The sequence below is a fragment of the Streptomyces sp. NPDC051180 genome (assembly GCF_040689545.1).
GTDB lineage: Bacteria > Actinomycetota > Actinomycetes > Streptomycetales > Streptomycetaceae > Streptomyces.
This window is the reverse complement of sequence record NZ_JBFBBC010000002.1, coordinates 81,822-107,137: the sequence shown is the minus strand read 5'-3', so window position 1 is coordinate 107,137 and position 25,316 is coordinate 81,822. Positions and strand designations below refer to the sequence as shown.

Annotated in this window: 21 protein-coding genes; 8 read left to right on the top strand and 13 right to left on the bottom strand. The window is 75.2% G+C overall.

The features are described 5' to 3' along the window. Nucleotides 1–53: 53 nt before the first annotated feature. From AB0424_RS03925 to AB0424_RS03905, 5 genes are all read right to left on the bottom strand, one after another. Nucleotides 54–2,846 carry a SpoIIE family protein phosphatase gene (locus AB0424_RS03925; protein WP_366302021.1) on the bottom strand — a complete coding sequence of 931 codons (2,793 nt, stop codon included), beginning with the start codon at nucleotides 2,844–2,846 and terminating at the stop codon, nucleotides 54–56. Then, the gene (locus tag AB0424_RS03920) at nucleotides 2,843–4,909 is read right to left on the bottom strand and encodes a SpoIIE family protein phosphatase (RefSeq protein WP_366302019.1); all 2,067 of its coding nucleotides are present in this window, start codon (nucleotides 4,907–4,909) and stop codon (nucleotides 2,843–2,845) included. The genes AB0424_RS03925 and AB0424_RS03920 overlap by 4 nt, the downstream gene beginning before the upstream one ends. Next, on the bottom strand, nucleotides 4,906–6,111 hold the full coding sequence (locus AB0424_RS03915) for an MFS transporter (protein ID WP_366302017.1): 1,206 nt from the start codon (nucleotides 6,109–6,111) through the stop codon (nucleotides 4,906–4,908). Before AB0424_RS03915 ends, AB0424_RS03920 begins: the two co-directional genes overlap by 4 nt. A gap of 71 nt (nucleotides 6,112–6,182) precedes the next feature. Next, nucleotides 6,183–6,611, bottom strand: a complete 429-nt coding sequence (locus tag AB0424_RS03910; RefSeq protein ID WP_366302015.1) for a hypothetical protein — start codon at nucleotides 6,609–6,611, stop codon at nucleotides 6,183–6,185. Nucleotides 6,612–6,733: 122 nt separating this feature from the next. Further along, nucleotides 6,734–8,182: a penicillin-binding transpeptidase domain-containing protein gene (locus tag AB0424_RS03905; RefSeq protein WP_366302013.1), complete on the bottom strand. Its 1,449-nt coding sequence runs from the start codon at nucleotides 8,180–8,182 to the stop codon at nucleotides 6,734–6,736. 197 nt (nucleotides 8,183–8,379) lie between these two features. Between AB0424_RS03905 and AB0424_RS03900 the strand changes: the two genes are divergently transcribed. Continuing rightward, on the top strand, nucleotides 8,380–9,456 hold the full coding sequence (locus tag AB0424_RS03900) for a hypothetical protein (protein WP_366302011.1): 1,077 nt from the start codon (nucleotides 8,380–8,382) through the stop codon (nucleotides 9,454–9,456). A 12-nt stretch (nucleotides 9,457–9,468) separates the two neighbouring features. Here the strand turns inward: AB0424_RS03900 and AB0424_RS03895 are convergent, their stop codons facing one another. From AB0424_RS03895 to AB0424_RS03885, 3 genes are read right to left on the bottom strand one after another with little or no spacing between them, the layout of a single operon-like run. Further along, nucleotides 9,469–10,128, bottom strand: a complete 660-nt coding sequence (locus tag AB0424_RS03895; protein WP_366302009.1) for a response regulator transcription factor — start codon at nucleotides 10,126–10,128, stop codon at nucleotides 9,469–9,471. After that, nucleotides 10,125–11,366, bottom strand: a complete 1,242-nt coding sequence (locus AB0424_RS03890; protein ID WP_366302007.1) for a histidine kinase — start codon at nucleotides 11,364–11,366, stop codon at nucleotides 10,125–10,127. The genes AB0424_RS03895 and AB0424_RS03890 overlap by 4 nt, the downstream gene beginning before the upstream one ends. Beyond that, nucleotides 11,363–12,370, bottom strand: coding sequence for a hypothetical protein (locus AB0424_RS03885; RefSeq protein WP_366302005.1), 1,008 nt, complete (start codon nucleotides 12,368–12,370; stop codon nucleotides 11,363–11,365). Before AB0424_RS03885 ends, AB0424_RS03890 begins: the two co-directional genes overlap by 4 nt. Before the next feature lie 175 nt (nucleotides 12,371–12,545). Here AB0424_RS03885 and AB0424_RS03880 point away from each other — a divergent pair, with 175 nt between their 5' ends. Beyond that, nucleotides 12,546–13,043, top strand: a complete 498-nt coding sequence (locus tag AB0424_RS03880; RefSeq protein WP_366302003.1) for a cupin domain-containing protein — start codon at nucleotides 12,546–12,548, stop codon at nucleotides 13,041–13,043. 14 nt (nucleotides 13,044–13,057) lie between these two features. Here AB0424_RS03880 and AB0424_RS03875 read toward each other — a convergent pair whose 3' ends face one another. Continuing rightward, on the bottom strand, nucleotides 13,058–13,828 hold the full coding sequence (locus AB0424_RS03875) for an IclR family transcriptional regulator (protein ID WP_366302001.1): 771 nt from the start codon (nucleotides 13,826–13,828) through the stop codon (nucleotides 13,058–13,060). A gap of 183 nt (nucleotides 13,829–14,011) precedes the next feature. On the opposite strand from AB0424_RS03875, the gene AB0424_RS03870 reads away from it, so the two are divergent. Further along, nucleotides 14,012–15,505 (top strand): aldehyde dehydrogenase (NADP(+)), encoded by a 1,494-nt coding sequence (locus AB0424_RS03870; RefSeq protein WP_366301999.1) that lies wholly within the window; start codon nucleotides 14,012–14,014, stop codon nucleotides 15,503–15,505. A gap of 64 nt (nucleotides 15,506–15,569) precedes the next feature. Here AB0424_RS03870 and AB0424_RS03865 read toward each other — a convergent pair whose 3' ends face one another. Continuing rightward, complete coding sequence (locus AB0424_RS03865) at nucleotides 15,570–16,622, bottom strand: zinc-dependent alcohol dehydrogenase family protein (protein ID WP_366301997.1); 1,053 nt, start codon at nucleotides 16,620–16,622, stop codon at nucleotides 15,570–15,572. A 101-nt stretch (nucleotides 16,623–16,723) separates the two neighbouring features. Between AB0424_RS03865 and AB0424_RS03860 the strand changes: the two genes are divergently transcribed. Beyond that, nucleotides 16,724–17,638: an AraC family transcriptional regulator gene (locus AB0424_RS03860; protein WP_366301995.1), complete on the top strand. Its 915-nt coding sequence runs from the start codon at nucleotides 16,724–16,726 to the stop codon at nucleotides 17,636–17,638. Nucleotides 17,639–17,645: 7 nt separating this feature from the next. Here the strand turns inward: AB0424_RS03860 and AB0424_RS03855 are convergent, their stop codons facing one another. After that, nucleotides 17,646–19,025 carry an MFS transporter gene (locus tag AB0424_RS03855; protein ID WP_366301993.1) on the bottom strand — a complete coding sequence of 460 codons (1,380 nt, stop codon included), beginning with the start codon at nucleotides 19,023–19,025 and terminating at the stop codon, nucleotides 17,646–17,648. 70 nt (nucleotides 19,026–19,095) lie between these two features. Between AB0424_RS03855 and AB0424_RS03850 the strand changes: the two genes are divergently transcribed. From AB0424_RS03850 to AB0424_RS03840, 3 genes are all read left to right on the top strand, one after another. Then, on the top strand, nucleotides 19,096–20,088 hold the full coding sequence (locus tag AB0424_RS03850) for a helix-turn-helix domain-containing protein (protein WP_366301991.1): 993 nt from the start codon (nucleotides 19,096–19,098) through the stop codon (nucleotides 20,086–20,088). A 62-nt stretch (nucleotides 20,089–20,150) separates the two neighbouring features. Beyond that, the gene (locus tag AB0424_RS03845) at nucleotides 20,151–20,858 is read left to right on the top strand and encodes a DsbA family oxidoreductase (RefSeq protein WP_366301989.1); all 708 of its coding nucleotides are present in this window, start codon (nucleotides 20,151–20,153) and stop codon (nucleotides 20,856–20,858) included. Nucleotides 20,859–21,007: 149 nt separating this feature from the next. Next, entirely contained in the window at nucleotides 21,008–22,066 is a 1,059-nt protein-coding gene (locus AB0424_RS03840; RefSeq protein ID WP_366301987.1) for an aminotransferase class V-fold PLP-dependent enzyme, read from the top strand. A gap of 88 nt (nucleotides 22,067–22,154) precedes the next feature. Here the strand turns inward: AB0424_RS03840 and AB0424_RS03835 are convergent, their stop codons facing one another. Then, on the bottom strand, nucleotides 22,155–22,682 hold the full coding sequence (locus tag AB0424_RS03835; RefSeq protein ID WP_366301985.1) for a MarR family winged helix-turn-helix transcriptional regulator: 528 nt from the start codon (nucleotides 22,680–22,682) through the stop codon (nucleotides 22,155–22,157). Nucleotides 22,683–22,816: 134 nt separating this feature from the next. On the opposite strand from AB0424_RS03835, the gene AB0424_RS03830 reads away from it, so the two are divergent. Beyond that, entirely contained in the window at nucleotides 22,817–23,884 is a 1,068-nt protein-coding gene (locus AB0424_RS03830; protein WP_366301983.1) for an alkene reductase, read from the top strand. A gap of 263 nt (nucleotides 23,885–24,147) precedes the next feature. Here AB0424_RS03830 and AB0424_RS03825 read toward each other — a convergent pair whose 3' ends face one another. Then, a complete protein-coding gene (locus AB0424_RS03825; RefSeq protein ID WP_366302662.1) occupies nucleotides 24,148–25,248 on the bottom strand; it encodes an aminotransferase class V-fold PLP-dependent enzyme in 1,101 nt (366 codons plus the stop codon). Nucleotides 25,249–25,316 lie beyond the last annotated feature (68 nt).

Genomic DNA, 25,316 nt, shown 5'->3' with positions numbered 1-25,316 from the left:
GATGCCGGGATCTGGTATACCACGGGCTTGCGCGGTCACCGCCGTACCGCCCCTCACCAGGCCAGATCCTCCAGCGCGTCCAGATCGGGCACCGCCATCGCCACCGGCTCCGCGTCGCCCGGGTCCACCCGCAGCTCGGCCCAGATCGTCTTGCCGCGCCGCGCGTAGCGGGTCCCCCACCGGTCCGCGTACTGCGCGACCAGGTACAGCCCGCGCCCGCCCTCGTCTGTCGTCGCCGCGTGCCGCAGATGCGGGGACGTGCTGCTGCCGTCGGACACCTCGCAGATCAGCGTCCGGTCGTGCAGCAGCCGGACCCGCACCGGATCCGCCCCGTACCGCACCGCGTTCGTGATCAGCTCGCTGAGGACCAGCTCCGCCGAGAACGCGAGCTTCTCCAGCCCCCACTCCGCCAGCTTCTCCGCCGCCGCGTTCCGCACCGGGGAGACCGCCGACGGGTCCCGCGGCACCTCCCACTCCGCGATCCGCCCCCGGTCGAGCAGCCGGGTCCGCGCCACGAGCAGCGCGATGTCGTCACGGGGCGTGGCCGAGAGCAGCGTCGCGAGGACGTCCGCGCAGGTCTGCTCCGGCGACCGCTCGCGGCGCGCCAGCGTCGACCGCAGCAGCCCCAGACCGGCGTCCATGTCCCGCCCGTGGTCCTCCAGGAGCCCGTCCGTGAACATCACCAGCGTGCTGCCCTCCGGCAGCCGCACCTCCGTCGCCTCGAACGGCACGTCGCCCAGCCCGAGCCCCAGCGGCAGCCCCGGCGGCACCGCGGGGAACTCGACCCGGCCCTCGGGGGTCACCAGCGCCGGGCCCGGGTGTCCGGCACTGGCCATCGTGCACAGCCCCGACGCGGGATCGTAGATCGCGTACAGGCAGGTCGCGCCGGTGATGCCCTCGTCCCGCCGGGAGACCTCGGCGTCCGGCCCCTCCGGATCGCGGTCCTCGATCCGGCCCGTCAGCTCGTCGAGATGGCCCAGGAGCTCCTCCGGCGGCACGTCGAGGGTGGAGAAGTTGTGCACCGCCGTCCGCAGCCGCCCCATCGTCGCCGCCGCGTGCAGCCCGTGCCCCACCACGTCGCCCACCACCAGCGCCACCCGCGCCCCCGGCAGCGGGATCACGTCGAACCAGTCGCCGCCCACCCCGGCCTTCGCCGGCAGATAGCGGTACGCCACCTCCACCGCGCTCTGGTCCGGCAGCACCCGCGGCAGCAGGCTCCGCTGGAGCGTCACCGCCATCGCGTGCTCCCGGGTGAACCGGCGCGCGTTGTCGATCGCCACCGCCGCCCGCGCCGCCAGCTCCTCCGCGAACGACAGGTCCTCGTCCCCGAACGGCTCCGGGGTGTCCGCCCGCCAGAAGTTCGCCATCCCGAGGACCACCCCCCGGGCCAGCAGCGGCACCGTCAGCAGCGAGTGCATCCCGTACGCCAGGGCCCGTGCCGCGCCCTCCGGGTCCTGCGCCCGCCAGCCGTCCGCCGAGGCGAGCTCCGCCTGCACCACCGCGTGCCCGGCGTTCAGGGCCCGGCCCATCGGGGTGCTCGGGACGTCGAAGCGGATGGTGTCCCCGACCGGCTGGAGCGGCTGGTCCGGCCGCAGCCCGCTCATCGCCGTCCGCCGCAGTTCGGTGATGGCCGCCGCCGGCGGCTCCTCCCCGCGCAGCACCGGCTCCAGCAGCTCCACCGTGGCGAAGTCGGCGAACCGCGGCACCGCCACCTCCGCCAGCTCCTCCGCGGTCCGCACCACCTCCAGGGTCGTACCGATCCGCACCCCCGCCTCGTACAGCAGCTGGAGCCGGCCCCGGGCCACCGCGGCCCGGCCCGTCACGGCCGCCAGCTCGGTCGTGTCCCGCATCGTCATGACGGACCCGGACGCCGCCCCGTCCGTGACCGTGGGCCGCACGCTCACCGCGATCAGCCGGTCGCCCGCCCGGTGCACCTCGTCCGTCGCCGACCGCCCCGACTCCAACAGCTCCACCGTCCGCGCGTCGAGGCCCAGCTCCGAGACGTGCCGCCGTTCCGCGTCCGCCCCGAGCCCGAGCAGCCGGCGGGCCTCGTCGTTGGCCAGCAGCAGCCGGTGGTCGGAACCCATGATCAGCACGCCCTCGCGGACCGCGTGCAGCACCGCCTCGTGGTGCTCCTTCATCCGGGTCATCTCCGTCGGCCCCAGACCGTGCGTCTGGCGCCGCAGCCGCCGGCTCACCAGGGCCGCCCCGCCCACCGCGATGGCCAGGGCGCCGCCCGCGGCGCCGACGAGCAGCGGCAGCCGTCGCTCCACCGCGTGCGAGATGCTCTCCACCTCGATGCCGCTGGTGACCATGCCGACGATCCGGCCCCGCTCGTCCACCACCGGGACCACGGCCCGTACGGCGTCGTTCGGCGCGCCCCGGAACAGTTCGGTGAACGTCTCGCCGTCCACCGAGGCCCGCGAGAGGTCCCCGGTCGCCTTCCGGCCGATCAGACCGGGCTCCGAGTCGGTGTACCGCACGCCGGCGGGGCTCAGCACCGAGACGAAGTCGACGCCCGTGGCCCGCCGGGTCGCCTCGGCCCGCGCCTGGAGTTCCGCCGTCGGGTCGGGGGAGGCCAGCGCCGCGTCGATGCCGGGGGCGTGGGCGAAGCCCTCGGCGACCGCGAGGGAGCGGATCCGCGCGTCCCGCTCGGTGTCCCGGCGCGCCTCGTGGAAGGTGATGAAGGTCGCCGCGGCGATCACCAGGAGCGCGATCAGCGCCTCCAGGACGAAGACCTGCCCGGCGACGCTCCGCAGCCCCGTCGCCCGTTCGCCGCGCCCCTTCCCGGACGCCCGGCCGCGGCGTCCGCCCCGGCCCGCGGCGGGGCCGTCCCGGGCGGTCATCCCGTGCTCCGGGCGATCAGCAGCGCCACGTCGTCGGGGGCGCCCGGCCGGCGCAGCGCACGCAGCAGCAGGTCGCAGGTCTCCTCCAGGGGGCCGCGCGCCTCGTCGAGGAGGCCCACCAGCAGCGCCAGCCGGTCGTCGATCGCATCGTGGCGGGTCTCGATCAGCCCGTCGGTGTACAGCACCAGCCGGTCCCCGGGGCGGAACGTCACCCGGGCCGTGCGGAACGTGCCTCCGCCGACTCCCAGCGGGACACCCGTCGAGAGCCGCACCAGCTCCGCCGGGCCGTCCGCCGGCACCCGCACGGGTGGGAGATGGCCCGCGTTCGCGATCCGGCACCGGCCCCGGGCGGGGTCGTGCACGGCGAAGAGACACGTCGCGATGTAGTGCTCGAGGCCCGCCGTGATCCGGTCCAGATGCCGCAGCACCTGCGCGGGGGAGAGGTCCAGGTCGGCGAACGCGCAGGTCGCGGTGCGCAGCCGGCCCATGGTCGCGGCCGCGTCGATCCCGCTGCCCATCACGTCCCCGACCACCAGCGCCGTCTTCTCGTCGGGCAGCGGGATCACGTCGTACCAGTCGCCGCCGACCTCGCTCGACGCCTGCGCCGGCTGGTAGCGGGCCGCGATCTCCAGGCCCGCCAGCTCCGGCGGCGCTCCCGGCAGCAGACTGCGCTGGAGCGTCACCGCCGAGTTCCGCACGCTCTGGTACCAGCGGGCGTTGTCGATGCTGACCGCGGCCCGGGCCGCCAGCTCGGTCGCGAGCAGCACGTCGTCACCGTCGAACGGCAGCGCGTTGCGGTCCCGCTTCATGTCGAGCGCCCCGAGCACCTCGCCGCGCGCGATGAGCGGCACCGCGAGGTACGAGTGGACCCCGGCCCGCTCCAGCAGCTCCGCCGCCTGGGGGCTCCGCGCGATGCGCGCCAGGTCACCGGGGCCGACGTGCTCCACCAGGACCGGCAGGCCGGTGTGCACACAGCGGGTGACCAGCCGGTCCGCCCCGTACATGGCGACCGCCCCGGGCGGGTCCGCCGCCGGCAGTGCGTCCGTCCGGCCGGCGGCCTTCACCGCGAGCGCGCGGAACAGCTCCGGCCCCTCCTCGGGCGCGCCCGGTCTGCGCAACGCGAGCACCGAGTCCAGCACGTCCACGGCGGCGATGTCCGCCAGCTCGGGAACGACCACCGAGGCCAGTTCGTCGGCGGTCCGCTCCACCTCCAGGGTGGTGCCCACCCGGGCGGAGGCGTCCGCGATCAGCGCGAGCCGCCGCCGGGACCGGTCCGCCGCCGCGTCCGCCCGGCGCCGCTCGGTCACGTCGATCACCGACACCGCGACCCCCAGGACGCGGCCCTCGGCCCCTTCGAGCCGGGACAGCGACACCGACCAGGCGTGGTCGTGGTCCGGGTCGGCCGGCGTCCGCCCCGTGGTGGGGTGGTCGAGCAGCGGCCTGCCGGTGGCGAGCACGGTGCGCAGCGCCGCCTCCAGGCCGCCGGTGTCGAGCTGAGGCAGGACGTCGCCGACCCGCCGTCCCACGTGCAGGGCGGCCGGGACGCCGTTGATCCGTTCCAGGGCGGGGTTCACCAGGACGTAGCGCAGCTCCGGGTCGAGCAGGGCGAGGCCGACGGGCGACTGCGAGACCAGCCGGTCGGAGAGGGCCAGCTCGGTCTCCACCCGCTCCACGGCGGTCCGGTCGGCGGCGATCCCGAGCGCGTACAGGTCGCCCCGGTCGTCGGTGAGCCGCATGTTGCGGAACTCCACCTGCCGCTCGGTCCCGTCCTTGTGCCGTACGGGAAAGGTGCCCGACCAGGCCGTGCCGCCGTGCAGCACCTCGCCGAAGAGGCGCATCGCCTCCTCCCGGTGCTCGGGGCCGACGATCAGCCGGGCCACGTACCGGCCGAGCGCCTCGTCGGCCCGGAAGCCGAAGAGGTCCTCCGCCCGCGGGCTCCACAGCACGATCCGGCCACGCGCGTCCACGACCACGGCCGCCACCCCGAGGACGTCGAGCAGACCCTTTCCCTCCAGGGGCACACCGGCCCGCCCCGCCGTCCCCGGGACCGAACCGGTCGTCACACTGCCCTCCTCCCGCCGCGCACGCGCGCCGCGCCTTCCTCCATGCTCCCCGCCCCCCGCCCCCGCCGCACCGCGAGCCCGGCCGCCCAGGCCAGCCCCGCCACCGCGAGCAGCGGCAGCAGGATCCGGACGTCGAGCAGCGCCACCAGGCCCGCGCCGAGCGCGAGGGCCGCCGCGTTCGGGGCGAGGACGAGGGTGTGGGCGGTCGCCGCGACCCGCCCCACGGCCTCCGCCGGGGCCTCCCGCTGCACGGCGGTGACCACGGCGACCAGCACCCACGGCAGGCCGAGCCCGATCACCGCGCTCGCGGCCAGCGCCGTCGGGACGTACGGGAGCGCACGCACCCCCGCGGCCAGGGCGAACAGGCCGAGACCGGCGGCCGCGAGCGTCCGTTCCGGGACGCGGCGCAGCAGCGGGCCGGTGAGCAGGCCCGCGAGGACCGAACCCGCGCCCTGGACCGCGTACAGCACACCGGCGTAGGCGGGCGGGTGGCCGAGGCCCCGGTCGACCACCGCGTGGACCGCGGCCCCGTTCACCCCGGCGAGCAGCATCGTGACCGCGCCCGTCGCCACCAGCGGCCGCAGCACCGGCGACGCCCGCAGCAGCCGGACGCCCTCGGCGGTCTCCCGCCACCAGTGCCGGGCCGCGGGACGGGCGGGCTGTGCCTCCCGTACGGGCATCAGGGCGAACACCAGCGCCGCCACCGCGAAGCTCGCCGCGTCCAGCAGGACGACGGGGCCGCCTCCGTACCGGGCGAAGAGCCCCGCCGCCACCAGCGGGGCGATCAGCTTCGCCGACTCGCCGGCGGTCATCCGCCAGCCGTTGAAGGCGCCGAGCCGCCCGTCGTCGACCACGTCCGCCACCAGGGCCTGCTCGGCCGCCTCGTGCACGGTGCCCTGCGCCCCGTACAGGAGGAGCACCGCGAAGAGCAGCCACACCCGGTCCGCGGACTCCACCCACAGCAGCAGCGGCAGCAGCACCGCCATCGCCGCGTTCAGGGCGACCAGCAGGGGCCGGCGGCGCGTCCGGTCGGCGAGCGTGCCGAGCAGCGGCCCGAGGAGCACGGGAGCCCAGAGGGCGAAGGCGGCCAGGGCCGCCAGGCTGTCCGACCCCGTCAGGGTCTTCACCCATATCCCGGAGACCAGCCACATCGCCGTCGTCCCGAATGCGGACACGACGACACCTGTCAGATACCAGCGCATGACCGCAGCCTGGCGTCTGAGGCGGCCGCCCCGGATCGGTCGACCGCCGTAGGGAACGGCCCGGCCGACGCTTATCCCCCCGCGGTCACCGGCGGTCGTCGCGTGGCCTCGTACCGCAGCGCGGCCCCCGTGACCACCGCGCCGAGGCCCTCCCAGAGGCCGACGCCGAGGAAGCCGGCGGGGGCGCGGCCGGTGACGACGGCGAGGGTGAAGACCGCGCAGGTGAGGAGACGGAAGGGGACCGTCCAGCGGAAGAACGCCTTCCAGTCGGCGAGGGCGGCCAGCACGTAGTAGACGCCCATGTTGAGCGCGGCCATCGAGGAGGCGGTCAGGAACACCAGCGTGTGGTCGCCGTCCGCGCGCCCGCCCTCGGCCACGGGGTCGAAGCCCATGACGGTCAGCAGGACGTCGGGGGAGACCAGACCGACCACCCCGAGCGCGGCGGCGAGCACGCCGAAGACCGCCATGGTCCAGCCGGACAGGGAACGGGGCAGGCGCACGGCGGTCCTCCGTGGGACGAGAGCAGGGGCACACCCCGCGATGCGAAAGCGCGTGCGATCGCGGGGTGTGCCCCTGCATATCGTGTGACGGGGCCCGACGGCCAATCGGCCCCCGCCCCCGGTCACTTCAGCGCCGCCGCCATCATCTTCTGCGCCACCGGGGCCGCCAGGCCGTTGCCGCTGACCTCGGAGCGGGCGGCACCCGAGTCCTCGATCATGACGGCGACGGCGACCTGCTTCCCGGTGGAGGGGTCCTTGGCGTAGGACGTGAACCAGGCGTAAGGCGTCTTGCTGTTGTTCTCGCCGTGCTGCGCGGTGCCCGTCTTGCCGCCGACCTCCGCGCCGGCCACGGCCGCGTTGGTGCCCGTGCCCTTCTCCACCACGGTCACCATCGCGCTGCGCAGCTGCTCGGCGGTCGAGGAGGAGACGATCCGCTCGGTGTCCCCGTCCTTGTACGAGGTCAGCGCGTCGCCGTCGGAGTCGACGACCTGCGACACCATGTGCGGGGCCGCGAGCAGTCCGTCGTTGGCGATCGCGGCCGACACCATCGCCATCTGCAGCGGCGTGGCCGTGACGTCGAACTGCCCGATGCCGGTGAGCGCCGTCTGCGCCTTGTCCATGCCCGTCGGGTACACGCTCGGGTAGGCGCGGACCGGGACGTCGAGCGCGTCGTCGTCGAAGCCGAACCTGTCCGCCATCGCCTTCACCTTGTCCTGCCCGAGGTCGACGGCCATCTTGGCGAAGACGTTGTTGCAGGAGTACCGGAGCGCCGTGCGGATCGTGGCGTCCTCGCAGGGCGCCGACGCGTTCTCGTTGCGCAGCACGGTCCGGGTGCCCGGCAGGGTGTACGGGTCGGGGCTGTCCGTCGCCGTGTCGACCGAGCGGTAGAGGCCGTCCTCCAGCGCGGCCGCCGCGACGACCAGCTTGAAGGTCGATCCGGGCGGCAGCGGCTGGCGCAGGGCCCGGTTGACCATGGGCTTGTCCTCGTCGGTGGTCAGCGCCTGCCAGACGGCCCCGTCCGCGGACCCGGCGATCTTCGACGGGTCGTAGGAGGGGGTGGAGGCCAGGGCGAGGATCCGGCCGGTCGCCGGGTCGATCGCGACGGCCGCGCCCTTCTTGTTCCCCAGCGCCCGGTAGGCGGCCTTCTGCACGTCCGGGTCGATGGTGGTGACCACCGTGCCCGGCTCCTGCTGCTTGCGCGTGACCGCGTCCAGCGGGTTCTTCAGCCGGTCGTCGGTCCCGTCGAGGATCCCCGAGTAGATCCCCTCCAGCTGGGTCGCCCCGTACGCCTGCGAGCTGTAGCCGGTGACCGCCGCGTACAGCTTGCCGTCCGTGTAGGTGCGCTGGTACGCGAGGTCGTCTCCCTCCGTCCTCTTCGAGCCGGTGACCGGCGAGCCGGCCACGACGATGTTCCCGAGCGGCTGCGCGTACTGCGCGATGGTCTTCCGCCGGTTGTTCGAGTCGTCCGCGAGCGCCTTGCCTTCGTACGCCTGCACCCAGGTCGCCCGGCCCAGCAGGGCCAGCACCAGGATGAGCACGAAGACCGACGTGTGCCTGATCGTCTTGTTCATCGCACTGAGGGGGACGAACGGACCGGTGGCAGGCGTTCCGGATGTGTCCGGTTTCTCAGCGAACCTTCATGTACGCGGCGCGGGGGCCCGGCCCGCGGGTAGGCCCGGCCGCGGAACCGCGTCCGGTGCGCCGGGCCCGGTCGTACGATCATCCGCGGGCCCGGGGGAGGGCCGTGGCGCACGGGGGAGGAGAAGGCATGGGCTCGGGTGGGGAACGGGACGGTACGCCGGTGCCGGACGAGGTGTGGCAGGAGTTCCTGCGCACCTCCGCGGAGGGCGACGCCCCGCGAGAGCCGTCCGCGCGGGCCCGGGAGGCGGCCGGGCGCCGGAGGTCCGAGCACCCGGAGCCGACCGCGTGGCGCACGCACCGGCCCGCGCGGCCCCGGCCGCGCAAGGGCCTGTACGTCGCGGGCTTCGTCGCCGCGGTGGCCCTGCTCGTCGTGGCCGTGGACCCCGGCGGCCTCGTCGGCCGGCCCGGCGGCGACCCCGCCGGCAAGCCCCTCGCCCAGGAGTCGCAGCGGCCGGACCAGGCACCTCCCGCCGAGCCGGGCGGACGGGCCACGCTCGCCGAGCCCTACCGGGGCTCTCCGGCGGCACGCTGGGCGAACGGCACGGCGGGCATCGCCGTGCCTCCCGCCGAGGCGACCGGGTGGATGACGAGGGCGGAGGTGGAACGCGCGCTCGCGCGGACGCGCGACTTCCTCGCCGCCTCCAACCTCGACCCCGCGGTGCTCCGCGGCGGACGCCCGGACAGGGCGATCGCCCTGATGAACCCGCATCAGCAGGACACCAGGACCTTCGTGACCACCGCACTGCGCACCCCTGGCAAGGACGCCGACCCGCTGCTGCTCTTCAGCCGCTTCGACCCGGCGCAGGCGCGCCCGGTCGGGGACGTGGTGAAGACGCGCGGCCGGCTCGCCTACCGGGAGGGGCCGCGCGGGGCCCTGGAGGTGACCGCCGACGTCACCTACGTGTACCCGGTCGCGCCGGCCGGCGGCGGCGACGAGGTCGTGCGCGTGATCGTGCGGCGCGAGACCGTGGTGAGCTGGGACGACCCGGCCGAGGTCGTCACCCGGGCGGGGACCTTCACCCTGCTGTCCTACAAGACCGACACGACCAACGGCGGGTGCGGGAACGTCACCGGATCCTTCCGGCCGGAGTTCGGCGGGGGAGGGTCGGGTGCCGCCCCGGACGGCGAGACGGTCGACCCCTACGACCGCACGCAGCCGATCGGCGAGGGCCGCGCTGGCTGCGGCAGGGCCACCCGGTCCTGAGCGCCCTGAGCGTCAGCCCGCCCCCACGAACCCCGCCTCGTACGCGAGGATCACCGCCTGCGTGCGGTCGCGGGCGCCCAGTTTCGCCAGGACTGCCGCCACGTGGGTCTTGACGGTGGCCGGGCCGACGCCCATGCGGCCGGCGATCTCCCCGTTGGTGAGGCCCGTCGCCACCAGCCGCAGGACCTCGGCCTCGCGTTCGGTGAGACGCGCCATCCAGGGCGGGGCGGCCGCCGGCCCCCGGCGCGCGTGCGCCGCGGCGAGGCCGCGCACGGCGGCGGGGTAGAGGAGGGAGTCGCCGCGGGCCACCAGCCGGACGGCGGCGATCAGCTCCTCCGCCGCGGCGCGCTTGAGGAGGAAGCCGGCGGCGCCGACACGCAGGGCGTCGTAGACGTAGGAGTCGTTCTCGAAGGTGGTGACGACGACGATCCGGGGCGCGTCGGCCATCGAGGCGAGGATCTGCTCGGTCGCCCTGATGCCGTCGATACCGGGCATGCGCACGTCCATCAGGACCACGTCCGGCCGCTCCGCCCGCACGAGCGACACGGCCTCGGCGCCGGTGGCGGCCTCGCCGACGACCCGGAGGTCGGGCTCCGCGTCGAGGATCACCCGCAGGGCGGTCCGCACCATCCGCTCGTCGTCGGCGAGGACGACCCGGACGGGGGCGCTCACCGCGGGATCCTGACCGCGAGGCGCCACACGCCGTCCACCGGACCGGCCTCGGCGGTGCCGCCGAGGAGCCGGGCCCGCTCGCCGACCCCGCGCAGGCCGCGCCCGCCGTGCGGGCGGGCGACCGGGGGCCGCTCGGGCAGGGGGTTCTCCATCGTGATCTCCCATTCCTCGTTCCGTGCGTCGAGCCGCACGGCGACGGGCGCGCCGCCCGCGTGGCGGGCCGCGTTCGTCAGCCCCTCCTGGACGATCCGGTACGCCTCCCGCGACAGCGCCTCCGGGGCGGCGGCGAGGTCCCCGGAGACGGTCAGCGCCACCCCGGGCCCGGCGCCCCGCACCAGTGCCTCCAGGGCGTCGAGCCCCGGCCCGGGACCGTCGCCGGCCGTCCTCCCGTCGTCGCGCAGCACACCGAGGACCCAGTCCAGCTCCCCGACCGTGCGCCGGGTGGTCTCCTCGATGGCGGTCAGCGCCTCCCGGACGAACGCCAGGTCGGCGCCGTCGCCGTCCAGGACCCGGCGGGCGGCGCCGGCCTGGAGGGTGACGGCGCTCAGGGCGTGGCCGACCGAGTCGTGCAGTTCGCGGGCGAGCCGGTTGCGGGACTCTGCCTCCGCCGCCCGCCGCTCGGCCGCCGCGATCCGGTCCGCCGGGCTCGGCCCGAGCAGCCGGGGCGCCAGCCGGGCGAGCAGGGCGCCGACGGCGGCGGCCGTGGCGGCCAGCGCGAGCAGCAGGAGCAGTCCCGCCGGGAGCGCGGCCCAGTCCCACCAGGGCCGGTCGAGCCCCCAGAACCGGCCGACCTCCGACTCCCGCAACGCCGGGGAGAACGGCAGCCCCATCACCGCCACCGCGAACGGCGGCAGGGCGAGGGTCGCCCCGCTGACCAGCGCCCCGGTGCCCAGGTGCAGGGAGAACCAGCCGGCCGTCCTGGCCTTCGCCGCCCGGCCGCGGGCCGGGCCGTCGGCGAACCCGTCGGCCGGCACCCCGCACAGCGTCCGCGCCGCGGCCACCGACATCGGCCGGGCGAGCGGGAAGAGCGCCGTGACCGCGACGAGGGGCAGGGCCACCGCGTAGGCCCCGAGCTGCACCCCGAGCCCGCCGGAGAACATCGCCGCGTCGTCGAGGAAGGGGCCCATGACCACGGTGCCGACCAGCCAGTACGGCATGAACAGCGCGCCGCCGAGGATCAGGTGCAGCCAGCGCAGCCGGGCCCGCTGCCCGAACAGGGCGCGCACGCCCCGCCTCACGCCGCGGCGCTCCGCCGCCGCAGGAAGAGCGCCACGCACGCGGCGAGCAGGAACCCGGTGATCATCTCGCCAGCGTAGGACAGCTGTACGAGCCAGGGGACGTGCTTCGCCGGATCCGGATCCGGCAGCAGCGCGACGAGCGACAGGTAGGCGCCCCAGCAGCCCAGGGCGCCCGAGGCCGTCCAGGCCAGGGCGAGCGTGGTGCGCACCGGGAGCCGGGCGGGCCGGCGCAGCACCAGGCAGAGCGTCAGGGCGACGGCGACGGCGAGGAAACCGAGCCATTGGGCCTCCAGGACGCGGTCGTCGGAGCCGCGTGCGGCGATCAGCCGGGCGGACAGGCCCGTGGTGGCGCCGGTCGCCCACAGCAGGTGGAGCGTGCCGGGGACGAGGGCGACGACGGCGCCCGCCACCGCGAGGGCCCGGGCTCCGGGCCCGGAGGTGCGGGCGGGCAGCTCGCCGAGCCGGCCCTGCCACAGACGGCCCCAGCGGTCCCGGGCGTACAGGGCGAAGAGGGTGCCGAGAGCGAGGCCCTGGAGGATGAACCCGCCGTAGACGACGGCGAAGACCCACGCGTCCAGGAAGGGCTCGCTCGGCGCGGCGCCCTTCCCGTCGCCGGCGACGAGAGCGACGACGAGCTGCGCCGGGTACCCGGTCATGATCGGGGTGAGCAGCCCGATCGCCGCCCACATGGGCAGGGCGAGCGGCCAGGCGGGGAAGCGGCGGCCCCACGGCTGGGTGAGGAGCAGGGCGAGGACGACGACGAGGGCGTCGGCGACGACCGAGGCCGCGTTGGCGAACACCATCATCCGCGGGTGTTCCAGGAGCACGCTCCCGGCCGGGATGCCGAGCCTGCCGCCCGCCACCCAGACGACCTTGAGCGAGATGTACGGGAGGCAGGCGAGGATCGCGAGGGCGCGCAGCCTCCGGCGGGCGGCGCTCGGCCGCCCGTCGGCGGTGCGGGGGGCGGCGGGCGTCGGGGCGGTGGGAGGTGCGGTCCGTGTCATGGCTCCACGCTCCCGCGCGGGCCCCCGTCCCCACCTCGTGCCCGGTGGTGAACCGCCTCCGCCGCGCGGGGGAGGCGGTCTCGTCCCCGGGACGTCCCGGCGCGACGATTGACCTGAGTTTTCGGTGATCGATTGACCCATGACCGGGGGTCAATGGACTTCTAGAGTAGTGATCATGAACGAGAACGAGACCTTCGCCCCGCTCCTGACCCGCGCCGCCACCGCCGAGACCACGGCCGACCCGAGCAGCGTGATGACCCTGCTCGCCGACTCCGACACCACCGGCGGGCAGCTCACCAGCTACCGCTCCTCGTTCGCGAAGGGCGCGGTCGGGGCCCCGGCGCACTTCCACACCAAGGCGTCGGAGATGTTCTTCGTGCTCGGCGGCTCCCTCCAGGTCCTGGTCGGCGAGGAGCTGAGCGTCCTGGAGCAGGGCGACTTCCTGCTCGTCCCGCCGCACACCCCGCACGCCTTCGCGGCGGCGCCCGGCGCCGAGGCCGACGTGCTCTTCGCCTTCACGCCCGGCATGGCCCGCTTCGACTACCTGCGCCTGCTAGGCCGGGTCATGCGGGGCGAGGCGAGCTTCGAGGAGATCAAGGCGTCCTCGGAGCAGTACGACAACCACTACGTCGACAGCCCGGTCTGGCAGGCGGCCCTGGCCGAGCGCGGCTGACCCCGCGGGCGGGGTCAGAGCCGGCGGGTCGCGAGGGTCAGCCGGTCGCGCGCGTCGAACAGGGCGTCCTTGATCAGCTGTTCGTGGGCCGGGGTGAGCCGCGCCACCGGGACCGAGCAGCTGATCGCGTCCCGCGCCGGGGTCCGGTACGGGATGGCGACGCCGAAGCAGCGCAGCCCGAGGGTGTTCTCCTCGCGGTCCACCGCGTAGCCCTGCTCGCGGATGACCTGCAGCTCCTCGATGAGCTCCTCGCGGTCGGTCAGGGTGTGCTCGGTCAGCGCCGGGAGGGTCTCCGGGAGCAGTTTGCGGACCTGCTCGTCGGTGTGGGTGGCGAGCAGCGCCTTGCCGAGCGAGGTCGAGTGCGCGGGCAGCCGGCGCCCGACCCGGGTGAACGGCCGCAGGTAGTGCTGGGACTGACGGGTCGCCAGGTAGACCACGTTGGTGCCGTCCAGGCGCGCCAGGTGGATGGTCTCGGTGGTGTCGTCGGAGAGCCGGTCCAGGGTGGGCCGGGAGGCGGCCACCACCTCGTCGCCGTCGATGTACGAGGTGCCGACGAGCAGCGCCCGCACCCCGATGCCGTACCGGGTGCCGGTGGAGTCGGTCTCCACCCAGCCCAGCTCGACCAGGGTGCGCAGCAGCATGTACAGGCTGGACTTGGGATAGCCGACGGCCTCCTGCACGGCGGCGAGCGAGTGCATCCCCGGGCGTCCGGCGAAGTACTCGAGCAGCTCCACGGTCCGCACCGCGGACTTCACCTGTGCACCACCCGCGTCGGCAGTCACCATGACCCTCGCCCCTTTGTCCTCGTCCGGTCGTGCCCGGTCGTCCGTCCGGCCGGTCTCCGGACGTCCGGCGGCCGCCCTGGCCGGGCGGGGCCCCTTGTGGAGACGGCCGGGCCGTCAATAGAGTCCCGCCAGATGCGTTCATCTACGGGAACTGTGTTCAGAATAGCGAACAGGGGCGTGGCGGTGGCGGCAGAACCAGTGTGGAGTGTGGACCCCCGGACGGGGAAGCCGCGCGAGCAGGTTGCGGTGGAGGCCACAGCGGCGGAGGTCGACCTGGCCGTCCGGGCCGCGCACGCCACCCGCGGGGCCCTCGCCGACCGCACCGTGCGGGCCGCCTTCCTCCGCACCGCCGCCGACCTCCTCGACGCGGCCGGCCCGCAGATCGCCGAGGCCGCCGACGCCGAGACGGCCCTCGGCCCGGTCCGCCTCACGGGGGAACTCGCCCGCACCACCGCCCAGTTGCGCGCCTTCGCCGACGTCGTCGAGGAAGGGTCCTACCTCGACGTCCGGATCGACCTCCCCGACCCCGGGGCCATCCCGCCCCGCCCCGACATGCGGCGCTGGAAGATCCCGCTCGGCGTCGTCGCCGTCTACGCCGCCAGCAACTTCCCGCTCGCCTTCTCCGTCCCCGGCGGCGACACCGCCAGCGCCCTCGCGGCCGGCTGCCCCGTGGTCGTCAAGGCCCACCCCGACCACCCGGCCACCTCCGAGCTCTGCGCCTCCCTGCTGCGCCGCGCCGCGGCCAAGGCCGGGCTGCCCGAGGACGTCCTCGTCCTGGTCCACGGCTTCGACGCGGGCGTCGACCTCGTCCGCCACCCGCTCGTCGCGGCGGCCGGCTTCACCGGTTCGATCCGCGGCGGCCGGGCCCTGTTCGACGCGGCCGTCGCCCGGCCCGTCCCCATCCCCTTCCACGGCGAACTCGGCTCCCTCAACCCGGTCGTGATCACCCCCGCCGCCGCCGGCGAGCGGGCCGAGGAGATCGGCGGAGGGCTGGCCGGCTCCATGACCCTGGGCGCGGGCCAGTTCTGCACCAAGCCCGGATTCGTCCTGGCCCCCCGCGGCGAGGACGGCGACCGCTTCCTCGCCGCACTCACCGCCGCCGTCTGCGAGACCGAACCGGCCGTGATGCTCGACCACCGGATGCGGGACGCCTTCGTCACCGGGGTCGCCGAGCGCGCCGCGCTCGACGGGGTGCGCACCCCGGTCACCCCCGGCGCGGGCGGCGAGCACACCGTCAGCGCCGGCGTCCTCGACGTCGACGCCGACCGGCTCGCCGACGGCGGCCACGCCCTCCTCCTGGAGGAGTGCTTCGGACCCGTCACCGTCGTCGCCCGCTACTCCTCCTCCGAGGAGGTCACCGCCGTCCTCGGCCGGCTGCCGGGCAACCTCACCGCCACCCTCCACATCGCCGCGGAGGACGCCGACGCCGCCCCGCTGCTCGCCGAACTCACCCCGCTGGCCGGCCGCGTCCTCGTCAACGGGTGGCCCACCGGCGTCGCCGTCGCCCCCGCCCAGCACCACGGCGGGCCCTACCCCGCCACCACCTCGACCAGCACCTCGGTCGGCGCCACCGCGATCGAGCGCTGGCTGCGCCCGGTCACCTACCAGTCGACCCCCGGGCCCCTCCTCCCGCCGGAGCTCCGCGACGGCAACCCGCTGGGAGTGCCGCGGCACTGAGGGCCTCTCGGCCGCGTCCGGACGGCCCCGCCCGGCCCGCGTCGCCCGGCGGGGGACGCGGCCCTCAGTGCCCCACCCGCACCACGATCTTCCCCAGGTGCGTGTTCGACTCCATCAGCCGGTGCGCGTCGGCGATCCGCTCCAGGCCGTCGAAGGTCTCGGCGACCACCGGTGCCAGGGAGCCGTCCCGCAGCCCGGTGCCGATGAAACCGGCCGCGCGGCGGCGACCCTCCTCGGTCCTGGCCAGAGCCCCGTTCGCGTACGTGTGCACCGTCTGCGGCCAGTTGGCGGACAGGGCCACCGGCCGGGGATCGAGCCAGCCGTAGAGCACGGCGGTCCCGCCCGGCCGCAGCGCGTCGCCGAGCCGGGCGAAGCCGGGCCCGCCGATCGCGTCGAAGACCAGCTCCGCCCCCGCTCCACCGGTGATCTCCCGCACCCGCGCGAGCAGGTCCTCGGTGTCCGTGGCGATCACGTGCTCCGCCCCCAGCTCCCGCAGCCGCTCCCTCTTCGCCTCGCCACGCGTGGCGGCGATCGGCACCGCGCCGACCCGCAGCGCCGTCTGGATCGCGGCCGTTCCCACCCCGCTCGACGCCCCCGTGATCACCACGTGGTCGCCGGCGCGCAGTCCGCCGGTCAGCACCATCCCGCCGTACGCGGTGAAGTACGCCAGCCACACCGCGGCCGCCGTCACCGCGTCCACCCCGGCGGGCCGGGCCACCAGGTACTCCTGCGGGAGCACCACCCGCTCCGCGTACACCCCGTGGACCCCGAAGTCGAAGTTGGCCGCCGCCATCACCGGGTCGCCGGGCGCGTACGCGGTCACGCCCGCGCCGACCGCCTCCACGACTCCGGCCGCCTCGTAACCGAGCCGCGAGCCCGGCAGGGTCGCCGGGTGGTAGTAGGTGCCCGCGCGGAACAGCGCCTCGGCCCGGTTGAGCCCGATCGCCTCGACCCGCACGAGCACCTCGCCGGGCCCGGGGGCGGGCAGCGGCACCTCCTCCACCGTCAGGACCTCGGGGCCGCCGAGCTCGTGGAAGACGACCGCCCGTGTCGTCCCGGCCGTCGTGTCCGTTGTCGTGTCCGTCGCGTCTTTCGCGTTCGTCGTGTTCGTCGTCATGCCCTCGACCGTAGGCACGGCGCGCGAGACGATCCATGTCCTCCTGGCTCCGGCACATGTCCGATCGTCTCGCCGGACCGTGCGCGGAGTACCGTGCCCGGATGGACGTACTGAGCGATGCCATCGCCGCCATGCGCACCGGACGGCCCCACTCCTCCCGCACGGTCCGCTTCGCCCCCTGGGGCTTCCGCTTCCCCCCGAGCACCGGCGCCGGCTTCCACGTCGTCCTCCAGGGCACGGCGTGGCTGCTGCCCCCGGACGACGCCGCCCCCGTCCGGCTCGGCCCCGGCGACGTCGTCCTTCTCGCCCACGGCACCGGCCACGGCCTCGCCGACCGGCCCGACACCCCGCTCGTCGACGCCCTGCCCGCCCCCGACGGCTCCTGGCCCACCCCGCCCGACCGGGGTCCGATCGGCGCGGAGGAGACCCTGCTGCTGTGCGGCGCCTACCAGCTGAGCCGGGCCCGCGCCCACCCGCTCCTCACCGAACTGCCCCCGTACGTCCACCTGCCCGCCCGGGTCGGCGCCCACCCCCGGCTGCGCGCCGCCGTCGACCTGCTCGGCGCCGAACTCGCCGAGCCCCAACCGGGATCCGACGCCATCGTCCCCGCGCTCCTCGACACCCTGCTGCTCTACCTGCTCCGCACCTGGTGGCTGGGCGAGCGCCCCGACCGCTCCACCGGCTGGTCCGCCGCCCTCGGCGACCCCGCGGTGGCCGGCGCGCTGCGCGCCCTCCACGGCGACCCCGCCCGGCCGTGGACCGTCGAGGAGCTCGGCGCCCTCACCGGACTCTCCCGCGCCCCCTTCGCCCGCCGCTTCACCACCCTCGTCGGCCGCTCCCCGCTCGCGTACCTCACCTGGTGGCGCATGACCACCGCCGGCCGGCTCCTGCGCTCCGAGGACCTCCCGCTCCGGACGGTCGCCCAACGCTCCGGCTACTCCTCGGAGTTCGCCTTCGCCAAGGCGTTCAAGCGCGAATACGGGGTGGCGCCCGGCCGGTACCGCAAAGGCGCCTGACACCGGATCACCCCCGGCCGCGCGGCAGCCGCAGCGACAGCAGCGTCGTCACGGCGAGGAGACCGGCGCTGATCAGCAGGCTCGCGCGCAGCGCCGTCGCCATGTCCCGCGCCGCCAGGGAGCCGAAGACCGCGACGGCGAGGGCGCCCGCCGTCTGGCGGACCGCGTTCAGCAGACCCGCCGCCGTCCCCGCGCGCTCCGCCGGGACGGCCTCCATCATGGCGGCGATCAGCGGCGGCAGCGAGAAGCCCGCGCCCAGGGCCAGGGGCACGAGCAGCAGGGCCTGCGCCGGCCGGGAGGAGTCCGCGTCCACCGTCAGCAGGCCGAGGAGTCCGGCGACGGCCACCGCCTGGCCCACGACCACCGGCAGCCGGGTCCCGTACCGCGCCGCCGCCTTCGCCGAGAGGACGTTGACCCCGGCGAGGAGCCCGCTCATCGGCAGGAACATCAGTCCCGCGCCGAGCGCCGACAGGCCCAGCACCTGCTGGAAGAAGAGCCCGAAGACGAAGACCATGCCGTAGAAGGCGACGCTGTTCGCCGAACCCGCCGCCACCGCGACCGCCACCGTCCGGTTCCGGAACAGCCCGAGCGGGACCATCGGATGCCGCCGCCGCGCCTCGACCAGCAGGAACGCGGCGAAGGCGGCCACCGCCCCGCCCAGCGCCCACAGGCCCGCCGCTCCGCCCTCGATGGCGGCGAAGGTGAGCGCCCCGAGCGCCGTCACCGCCGTCAGCTGCCCCGGCAGGTCGAAGGGGGCCGGCCGACGCTCCGAACGCGCCACCCGGGCCAGCAGGACCAGGGCGACGAGCCCGAGCGGGAGATTGACGAAGAAGACGCCCCGCCAGCTCCAGGCCGTGGTCAGCGCACCGCCCACGACCGGGCCGAGCGCCACCGCGACCGTGCCGCCCGCCGCCCACAGCGACACCGCGCGGGCCCGTCGGCCCGGATCGCCGTACGCCTCCCTGACCAGGGCGAGCGAGGCCGGCAGCATCACGGCCGCCGCCACGCCCTGCACCGCGCGGGCCGCGAGCAGCGACGGCAGGCCCGGGGCGAGACCGCAGGCGGCCGAGGCCAGGGTGAAGAGGACGACCCCCGCCCCGTACGCGCGGCTCGCCCCCACCCGGTCGGCGAGCGCCCCGCTGGAGAGCAGCAGCGCGGCGAAGGCCAGCGTGTACGCGTCGACCACCCACTGGAGGCCGGACATCCCGGTCCGCAGGTCGGCGCCGATCGCGGGCAGGGCGACGTTGACGACGGAGGTGTCGAGGGTGATCAGGGCGAAGCCGAGCATCGCGGCCGCCAGGACGGTGCCGGGCGCGCCGGGACGGGGCGGCAGGCGGACGGGGGACGGGGTGGCAACGGCGTCCCGTGTGAGGTCTGTTGAGGACATGCCCCCAGCTTCGTGACCGGCGGGGACGTACAGTAGTGGCCTGAATGCCATATGCCCGGAGGTTCTGGCCATGCCCGTGGATCACCGCGTCCGGCGCGTCGCCGTGATCGCCGCCCCGCCCGTCTCGATGTTCAACCTGGCCATCCCCGAGATGCTGTTCGGCAAGGTCGAGATCGACGGCCGGCCCGGATACGAGACCGTCATCTGCGCCCCCGACCCCGGCCCGGTGACCACCACCGGCGGACTCGACCTGGTCGTCCCGCACGGCCTGGACGCCGTCTCCGGGGCCGACACCGTGGTCCTCGCGGGCAGCGGCTCCTACAGCGACCCCGACCCCCGCATCCTCGACGCGCTGCGGGCCGCCGCGGGCGCGGGCAGCCGGATCGCCTCCATCTGCACCGGGGCCTTCGCGCTCGCCGAGGCCGGACTGCTCGACGGCCGGGCGGCGACGACGTACTGGGCGTACAGCCCGCTGCTCGCCGCCCGTCATCCGGCCGTCGACCTCCAGGACGACGTGCTGTTCGTCCAGGACGGCCCCGTGCTCACCTCCTCCGGGTACGCGGCGGGCATCGACCTCTGTCTGCACGTCATCCGCACCGACCACGGGGCGGCCGTCGCCAACACCGTCGCCCGGCTGGCCCTCGTCGCGCCCGTGCGGCCCGGCGGCCAGACCCAGTTCACCCAGACCCCGCTGCCGCCCGAGCGCGGGGTCTCCTTCGCCGACACGCGCGCGTGGGCGATGGAACACCTCGACGCGCCGCTCGGCCTCGCCGACCTCGCCCGGCACGCCGGGGTCTCCGTCCGCACCCTCTCGCGCCGCTTCCACGCCGAGACCGGCGTCAGCCCGCTCCAGTGGCTGCTCCACCAGCGCGTCGAACGGGCCAAGGAGCTCCTGGAGACCACCTCGCTCCCGATGGACGCGGTGGCCCGTGCCGCCGGCCTCGGCGGTGCGGACTCCCTGCGCAAGCACCTCCTGCGCCGCACGGGCCTGACACCGAGCGCCTACCGCGCCTCCTTCGGCAGGCTCGTGCTCCGGGTCACACCGGGGCCGGAAACGGAATGAAGACGACCGTCCGGCACGTTCCGTCAGGGAACACCCACCGGCAACCCTCGGAGAGAAGTCACATGCGCGTCGAGATCTGGAGCGACATCGCCTGCCCCTGGTGCTACATCGGCAAGGCCCGCTTCGAGAAGGGGCTCGCGGCCTTCGCCCACCGCGACGACGTCGAGGTCGTGCACCGCTCCTTCGAGCTCGACCCCCGCAGCCCCAAGGGCGACCGGGCGCCCGTCCTGGAGATGCTGGCGAAGAAGTACGGCCGCACCCTCGACGAGGCCCGCGCCATGGAGGCGCACGTCGCCTCCAACGCCCACTCCGAGGGCCTCGACTACCTGACCGAGGGCCGCGACCACGGCAACACCTTCGACATCCACCGGCTGCTCCACCTCGCCAAGGCCCGCGGCCGCCAGAGCGAGCTGCTCGACCTCGCCTACCGCGCCCACTTCGCCGAGGAGCGCTCCGTCTTCGACGACGAGACCCTGGTCGCGCTGGGCGTCGAGGCCGGTCTCGACGAGACCGAGGTGCGGGCCGTCGTCGCCGACGACTCCGCCTACGCCGACGCCGTACGCGAGGACGAGCGCGAGGCCGCCGAACTCGGCGCGAACGGTGTTCCGTTCTTCGTCCTCGACCGCCGCTACGGCGTCTCCGGCGGCCAGCCCGCCGAGGTCTTCACCCAGGCCCTGGAGCAGGCGTGGCAGGGCCGGGCACTGCAGCCGGTCGGCTCCGACGCGGAGGTCTGCGGCCCGGACGGCGCCTGCGAGGTCCCGCAGTCCTGACCGTCCCCGACCGGTCATGACCGTCCCCGACCGGTCCTCCGGTTCCGACCGGTCCTCCGGCTCTGACCTGCGGAGATAAGCGCGGCTTGGGTGTTCCCCACGATCGGATCGCCATTGACGGGTGATCGTGGGGAATCCAGGGTGGGGACATGGATTCCCTTGACCAGCCGCTCGGCGGCGCCGAGTTCGCGCCCAAGAAGACCTATCTCGACACGTCGGCCTGCGGGTTGCTGCCGCGCCGGACCGTCGAGGCCGTCACGCTGCTCGCCGAGGAGACCGCCGACGGCCGTCCGGGCGGCGCCGGCAGCTTCGCGATCGTCGACGAGGCCCGCGCCTCCTACGGCCGGATCGCGCACGTCGTCCCCGAGCGGGTGTCCGTCGGCAGCTCCGTCGCCGTGCACTGCGGGATGATCGCCCAGTCCATGCCCTCGGGCGCCGAGATCCTCTTCCCGGAGGGCGACTTCTCCTCCGTCGTCACTCCCTTCACCGTCCGCGGCGACCTGAAGACCCGGTTCGTGCCGCTGGAGCGGCTCGCCGAGTCCGTCCGCCCCGGGACGGCGCTCGTCGCGTTCTCCGCCGTGCAGTCGGCGGACGGCCGCACGGCCGACCTCGCGGCGGTACGGGAGGCGGCGGCCGCCCACGGCGCCCGGACGCTCCTGGACGCCACCCAGTCGGCCGGCTGGCTGCCACTGCACGCGGGGGAGTGGGACTACACGGTCGCCGGCGGCTACAAGTTCCTGCTCTGCCCCCGCGGCGCCTCCTTCCTCACCGTCACCGAGGAGGCCCAGGACTCGCTCCTCGCGATCCACGCCAACTGGGTCACCGGAGAGGAGCTGTGGGCCAACATCTACGGCCCGGTCCGCGAACTCGCCCGCTCGGCGCGCCGCTTCGACGAACCGGCGGGGTTCTTCTCGTACCACGGCGCGGCCCGCTCGCTCGCCCTCCTGGAGGAGATCGGCATCGAGCGGATCGAGGCCCACGGCAAGGGGCTCGCGGCCCGCTTCCGCTCCGGTCTCCTGGCCCTCGGCCACGCACCGGTCATGGACGACTCGACGGTCGTCGCGATCCCCGGCCGCGGCGACCGGGCGGTCGCGCTGCAGGAGGCCGGCATCCTGCTCTCGGCCCGCGCGGGCAACCTGCGGGCCTCCTTCCACCTGTACAACACGGCGGCGGACGTGGACCGCGCCCTGGAGGTCCTGGCGGGCTGAGCGCCCTCACGCGGCGGCCGCGGTCACGGGCCCGGCGCGGTGGGCGCCGCCCCCGGCCGTCGCCGCGGCCTCCGCCCCGCGCCCGGCGTCAGCAGGCGGCGCCCGGTGCGGGCGGGCAGGCGGCGGCCTCCTCGCCCGCCTCCTCGGCCAGGTTGTCGCCCACCAGGCCGAGCAGGCGGGCGAGCTCGGCGCGGTCGGCCGGGGCGAGCCCGGCCAGCGTCCTCTCCTCCAGGTCCGTCCAGGCGCCCTCGACCCCGGCGCGCAGGGACGCGCCCTCTTCCGTCGCCTCGACGAGGACCGCGCGCCGGTCGGCGGGGTCCGGGCTGCGGCGGACGTATCCGCACTGCTCCAGGCGCTGGAGCATCTTCGTCACCGTCGAGGGGTCGAGCCCGAGGGACTGGATGAGCTCCGACTGGCGGACCGGGCCGCAGTCCCACAGGCGCATCATCATCAGCTCCTGGCCGGGGTAGAGGCCGAGGTCCCGCAGCCGTCGGCCCATGGCGATCCGGTGCAGGCGCGCGACCCACGCCAGGGTGTGGCTGACCGTCCCGCCGCACGCGGCGGCGGGCCGCGGTTCGGTGGACGGGGCGGTACAGACCGGGTCGGTTCCTGACATCACGGGCTCCTCGGGACGGCTCTCGTCCTCAAGATTACCGTGGTCCCCGGATTCTCTTGGCTGGCCAATCAAATGGGTTACAGTGGCATCGGCCCGAATAGTTGGCCGACCACATATTTCTGTGAGGGACAGCCGTGACCACTGCATTCGACCCCATCGACCTCGCCGGCACCCGCCTCGCCAACCGCATCGCGATGGCCCCCATGACCCGCAGCCGCGCCAACGGCCAGGACGGCACCCCCACGGCCGCCGTCGCCGAGTACTACGCCCAGCGCGCCTCCGCCGGCCTCATCATCACCGAGGGCGTCCAGCCCGTGCCCGAGGGCCAGGGGTACCCCGACACCCCCGGACTGCACAGCCGCGAGCAGATCGCCGCCTGGCGCGAGGTCACCACCGCCGTGCACGAACGCGGCGGCCGGATCTTCGCCCAGCTGATGCACTCCGGCCGGATCGGCCACCCCGACCTCCTCGACGGCGACCTCCACCCCGTCGGCCCCTCGCCCGTCGCCGCCGCCGGCCAGGTCTACACCCACGAGGGCCCCAAGGCGTTCGTCACCCCGCGCGAGCTCACCGGCGACCAGGTGCGCGAGGCCGTCGCCGGCTTCGCCTCCGCCGCCCGCAACGCCGTCGAGGCCGGCTTCGACGGCGTCGAGATCCACGGCGCCAACGGCTACCTCGTCCAGCAGTTCCTCGCCTCCGGCTCCAACCACCGCACCGACGAGTGGGGCGGCTCCGTCGAGAACCGCATCCGCTTCGCCGTCGAGGTCGTCCGGGCCGTCGCCGCCGAGATCGGCCCCGAGCGCACCGGTCTGCGCATCTCCCCGGCCAACACGCTCAACGACATCAGCGAGACCGACACCGAGGAGCTCTACACCACGCTGCTCACCGCCATCGAGCCCGTCGGCATCGCCTACCTCCACGTCCTGGAGACCGCCCCCGAGCGCCGCCCGCTCGTCCTCGACCTGCGCAAGCGGTTCGCGGGGACCTTCATCCTCAACCCCGCCACCGAGGGGGAGACCGACGCCGCCTCCCTCGCCCTGATCGAGGACGGGACCACCGACCTCGTCGCCTACGGCCGGCTCTTCATCGCCAACCCCGACCTGCCCGCCCGGCTGCGGAACGGCGGCCCCTACAACGCCCTCGACACCGCCACCATGTACGCCGGCGGCCCCCAGGGCTACATCGACTACCCCGCCCTCTAGGGCCTGTCGTCACATTCCCCTCTGCCCCGCGACGCCTGGCACGCGCTCTCGCCGCACCGGGCGAAAGCGCGAGTACGCCCCGTACGAGCACTTCCACCCGGCACACCGAGAGCACGCACCAGACGCCGCAGGGCCGCCCTTCGGGCAACGAGGGGATTGCGACGACAGGCCCTAGGGGTACCGGGTACGCGGCCTCCAGGGGTACCGGGTACGCGGAAGGGGGCGGCGGTCCGGCACCGGACCGCCGCCCCCTCCCGTACGACTCAGCTCCAGGCGTCGGTGACCGCCCGGCGGGCACCCTCCAGGTCCACCGTCCGGCCCGCCTCGCCGAGCGCGGCGCCGAGCGCGGCGAGCGAGGACTGCACGGCGCCCGGCGTCGCGTCCACGCCGTAGTGGTTGACCCGGATCATCTCCTGGGCCAGCGCGCCGCCGCCCGCGATCAGGGGCAGCGACGGGTCGGCCGCCAGGGCCTTCGCGACCAGCTCCGAGGCGTCCGTACCGGCCGGGACGCGCAGCGTCGTCGCCACCGGCGCCGCGTCGGCGGCCTCGTACACGTACGGCTCCAGCCCGCCGCCCAGGGCCAGCGCGCCCGCCCGGGTCGCGGCCGCCGCCGAGGCGTGCCGCGCCATCAGCGCGTCCAGGCCCTCCGCCTCGATCCGCTCCACGCACGCCTCGAGCGCCAGCATCTCCAGCTGGGCCGGCGCGTGCAGGAGCGTCCTGCGGCCCCCGTCGATCCAGCGCTCCTTCCAGTCCAGGAGGGAGAGGTACGAGCGGCGCGGCGCGGCCGGGTTGGCGGCGAACCGCTCCCAGGCCCGCGCGCTCACCGACACCGCCGAAACACCCGCCGGGCCGCCCATCGCCTTCTGCGCGCCGATGATGCACATGTCCACGCCCCAGGCGTCCGGCAGCACCGGCTCCGCGCCGATCGACGCCACCGCGTCCAGGTAGAACAGCGCGCCGTGCGCCCGCACGACCTCGCCGATCTCCGCCACCGGGTTGGTGTTCCCGGTCGCCGCCTCCGCGTGCACCAGCGACACGAAGTCGATCTCCGGGTGCGCGGCCAGCGCCTGCTCGACCTGGGCCGCCGTCACCGCCGTGTGGAAGGGCACCGCCAGGTCGACCACGGTCGCCCCGCAGTCGCGCAGCCAGTTCCCGAAGGTCTGCCCGTACGGGCCGGTGACGATGTTCAGCGCGGTCGAACCGGCCCGCGCCCCGCTCCGGATGCACCCTTCGAGGGGGAGCAGCGCCTCGCCCTGGGTGATCACCACGTCCTGCTCCGTGGAGAGCAGCGCGGCGACCCGCCGCTCGATCGACGCGAAGTGCGCGGCGGTCAGCGGGGCCAGGTCCAGGAGCGGATGTGTCACGGTCACGGCGGTGCCTTCTTCGACTCGGTGCGGTGCGGGTGGAACTCCGGGCCAGCGTACCGAGCGGG

Bases quoted from the DNA above. Each gene is read 5' to 3' on its own strand.
- AB0424_RS03925 (WP_366302021.1), bottom strand. From the start codon at position 2,846: ATGACCGCCCGGGACGGCCCCGCCGCGGGCCGGGGCGGACGCCGCGGC.
- AB0424_RS03915 (WP_366302017.1), bottom strand. From the start codon at position 6,111: ATGCGCTGGTATCTGACAGGTGTCGTCGTGTCCGCATTCGGGACGACG.
- AB0424_RS03905 (WP_366302013.1), bottom strand. From the start codon at position 8,182: ATGAACAAGACGATCAGGCACACGTCGGTCTTCGTGCTCATCCTGGTG.
- AB0424_RS03900 (WP_366302011.1), top strand. From the start codon at position 8,380: ATGGGCTCGGGTGGGGAACGGGACGGTACGCCGGTGCCGGACGAGGTG.
- AB0424_RS03885 (WP_366302005.1), bottom strand. From the start codon at position 12,370: ATGACACGGACCGCACCTCCCACCGCCCCGACGCCCGCCGCCCCCCGC.
- AB0424_RS03880 (WP_366302003.1), top strand. From the start codon at position 12,546: ATGAACGAGAACGAGACCTTCGCCCCGCTCCTGACCCGCGCCGCCACC.
- AB0424_RS03875 (WP_366302001.1), bottom strand. From the start codon at position 13,828: ATGGTGACTGCCGACGCGGGTGGTGCACAGGTGAAGTCCGCGGTGCGG.
- AB0424_RS03865 (WP_366301997.1), bottom strand. From the start codon at position 16,622: ATGACGACGAACACGACGAACGCGAAAGACGCGACGGACACGACAACG.
- AB0424_RS03860 (WP_366301995.1), top strand. From the start codon at position 16,724: ATGGACGTACTGAGCGATGCCATCGCCGCCATGCGCACCGGACGGCCC.
- AB0424_RS03855 (WP_366301993.1), bottom strand. From the start codon at position 19,025: ATGTCCTCAACAGACCTCACACGGGACGCCGTTGCCACCCCGTCCCCC.
- AB0424_RS03850 (WP_366301991.1), top strand. From the start codon at position 19,096: ATGCCCGTGGATCACCGCGTCCGGCGCGTCGCCGTGATCGCCGCCCCG.
- AB0424_RS03845 (WP_366301989.1), top strand. From the start codon at position 20,151: ATGCGCGTCGAGATCTGGAGCGACATCGCCTGCCCCTGGTGCTACATC.
- AB0424_RS03840 (WP_366301987.1), top strand. From the start codon at position 21,008: ATGGATTCCCTTGACCAGCCGCTCGGCGGCGCCGAGTTCGCGCCCAAG.
- AB0424_RS03835 (WP_366301985.1), bottom strand. From the start codon at position 22,682: ATGTCAGGAACCGACCCGGTCTGTACCGCCCCGTCCACCGAACCGCGG.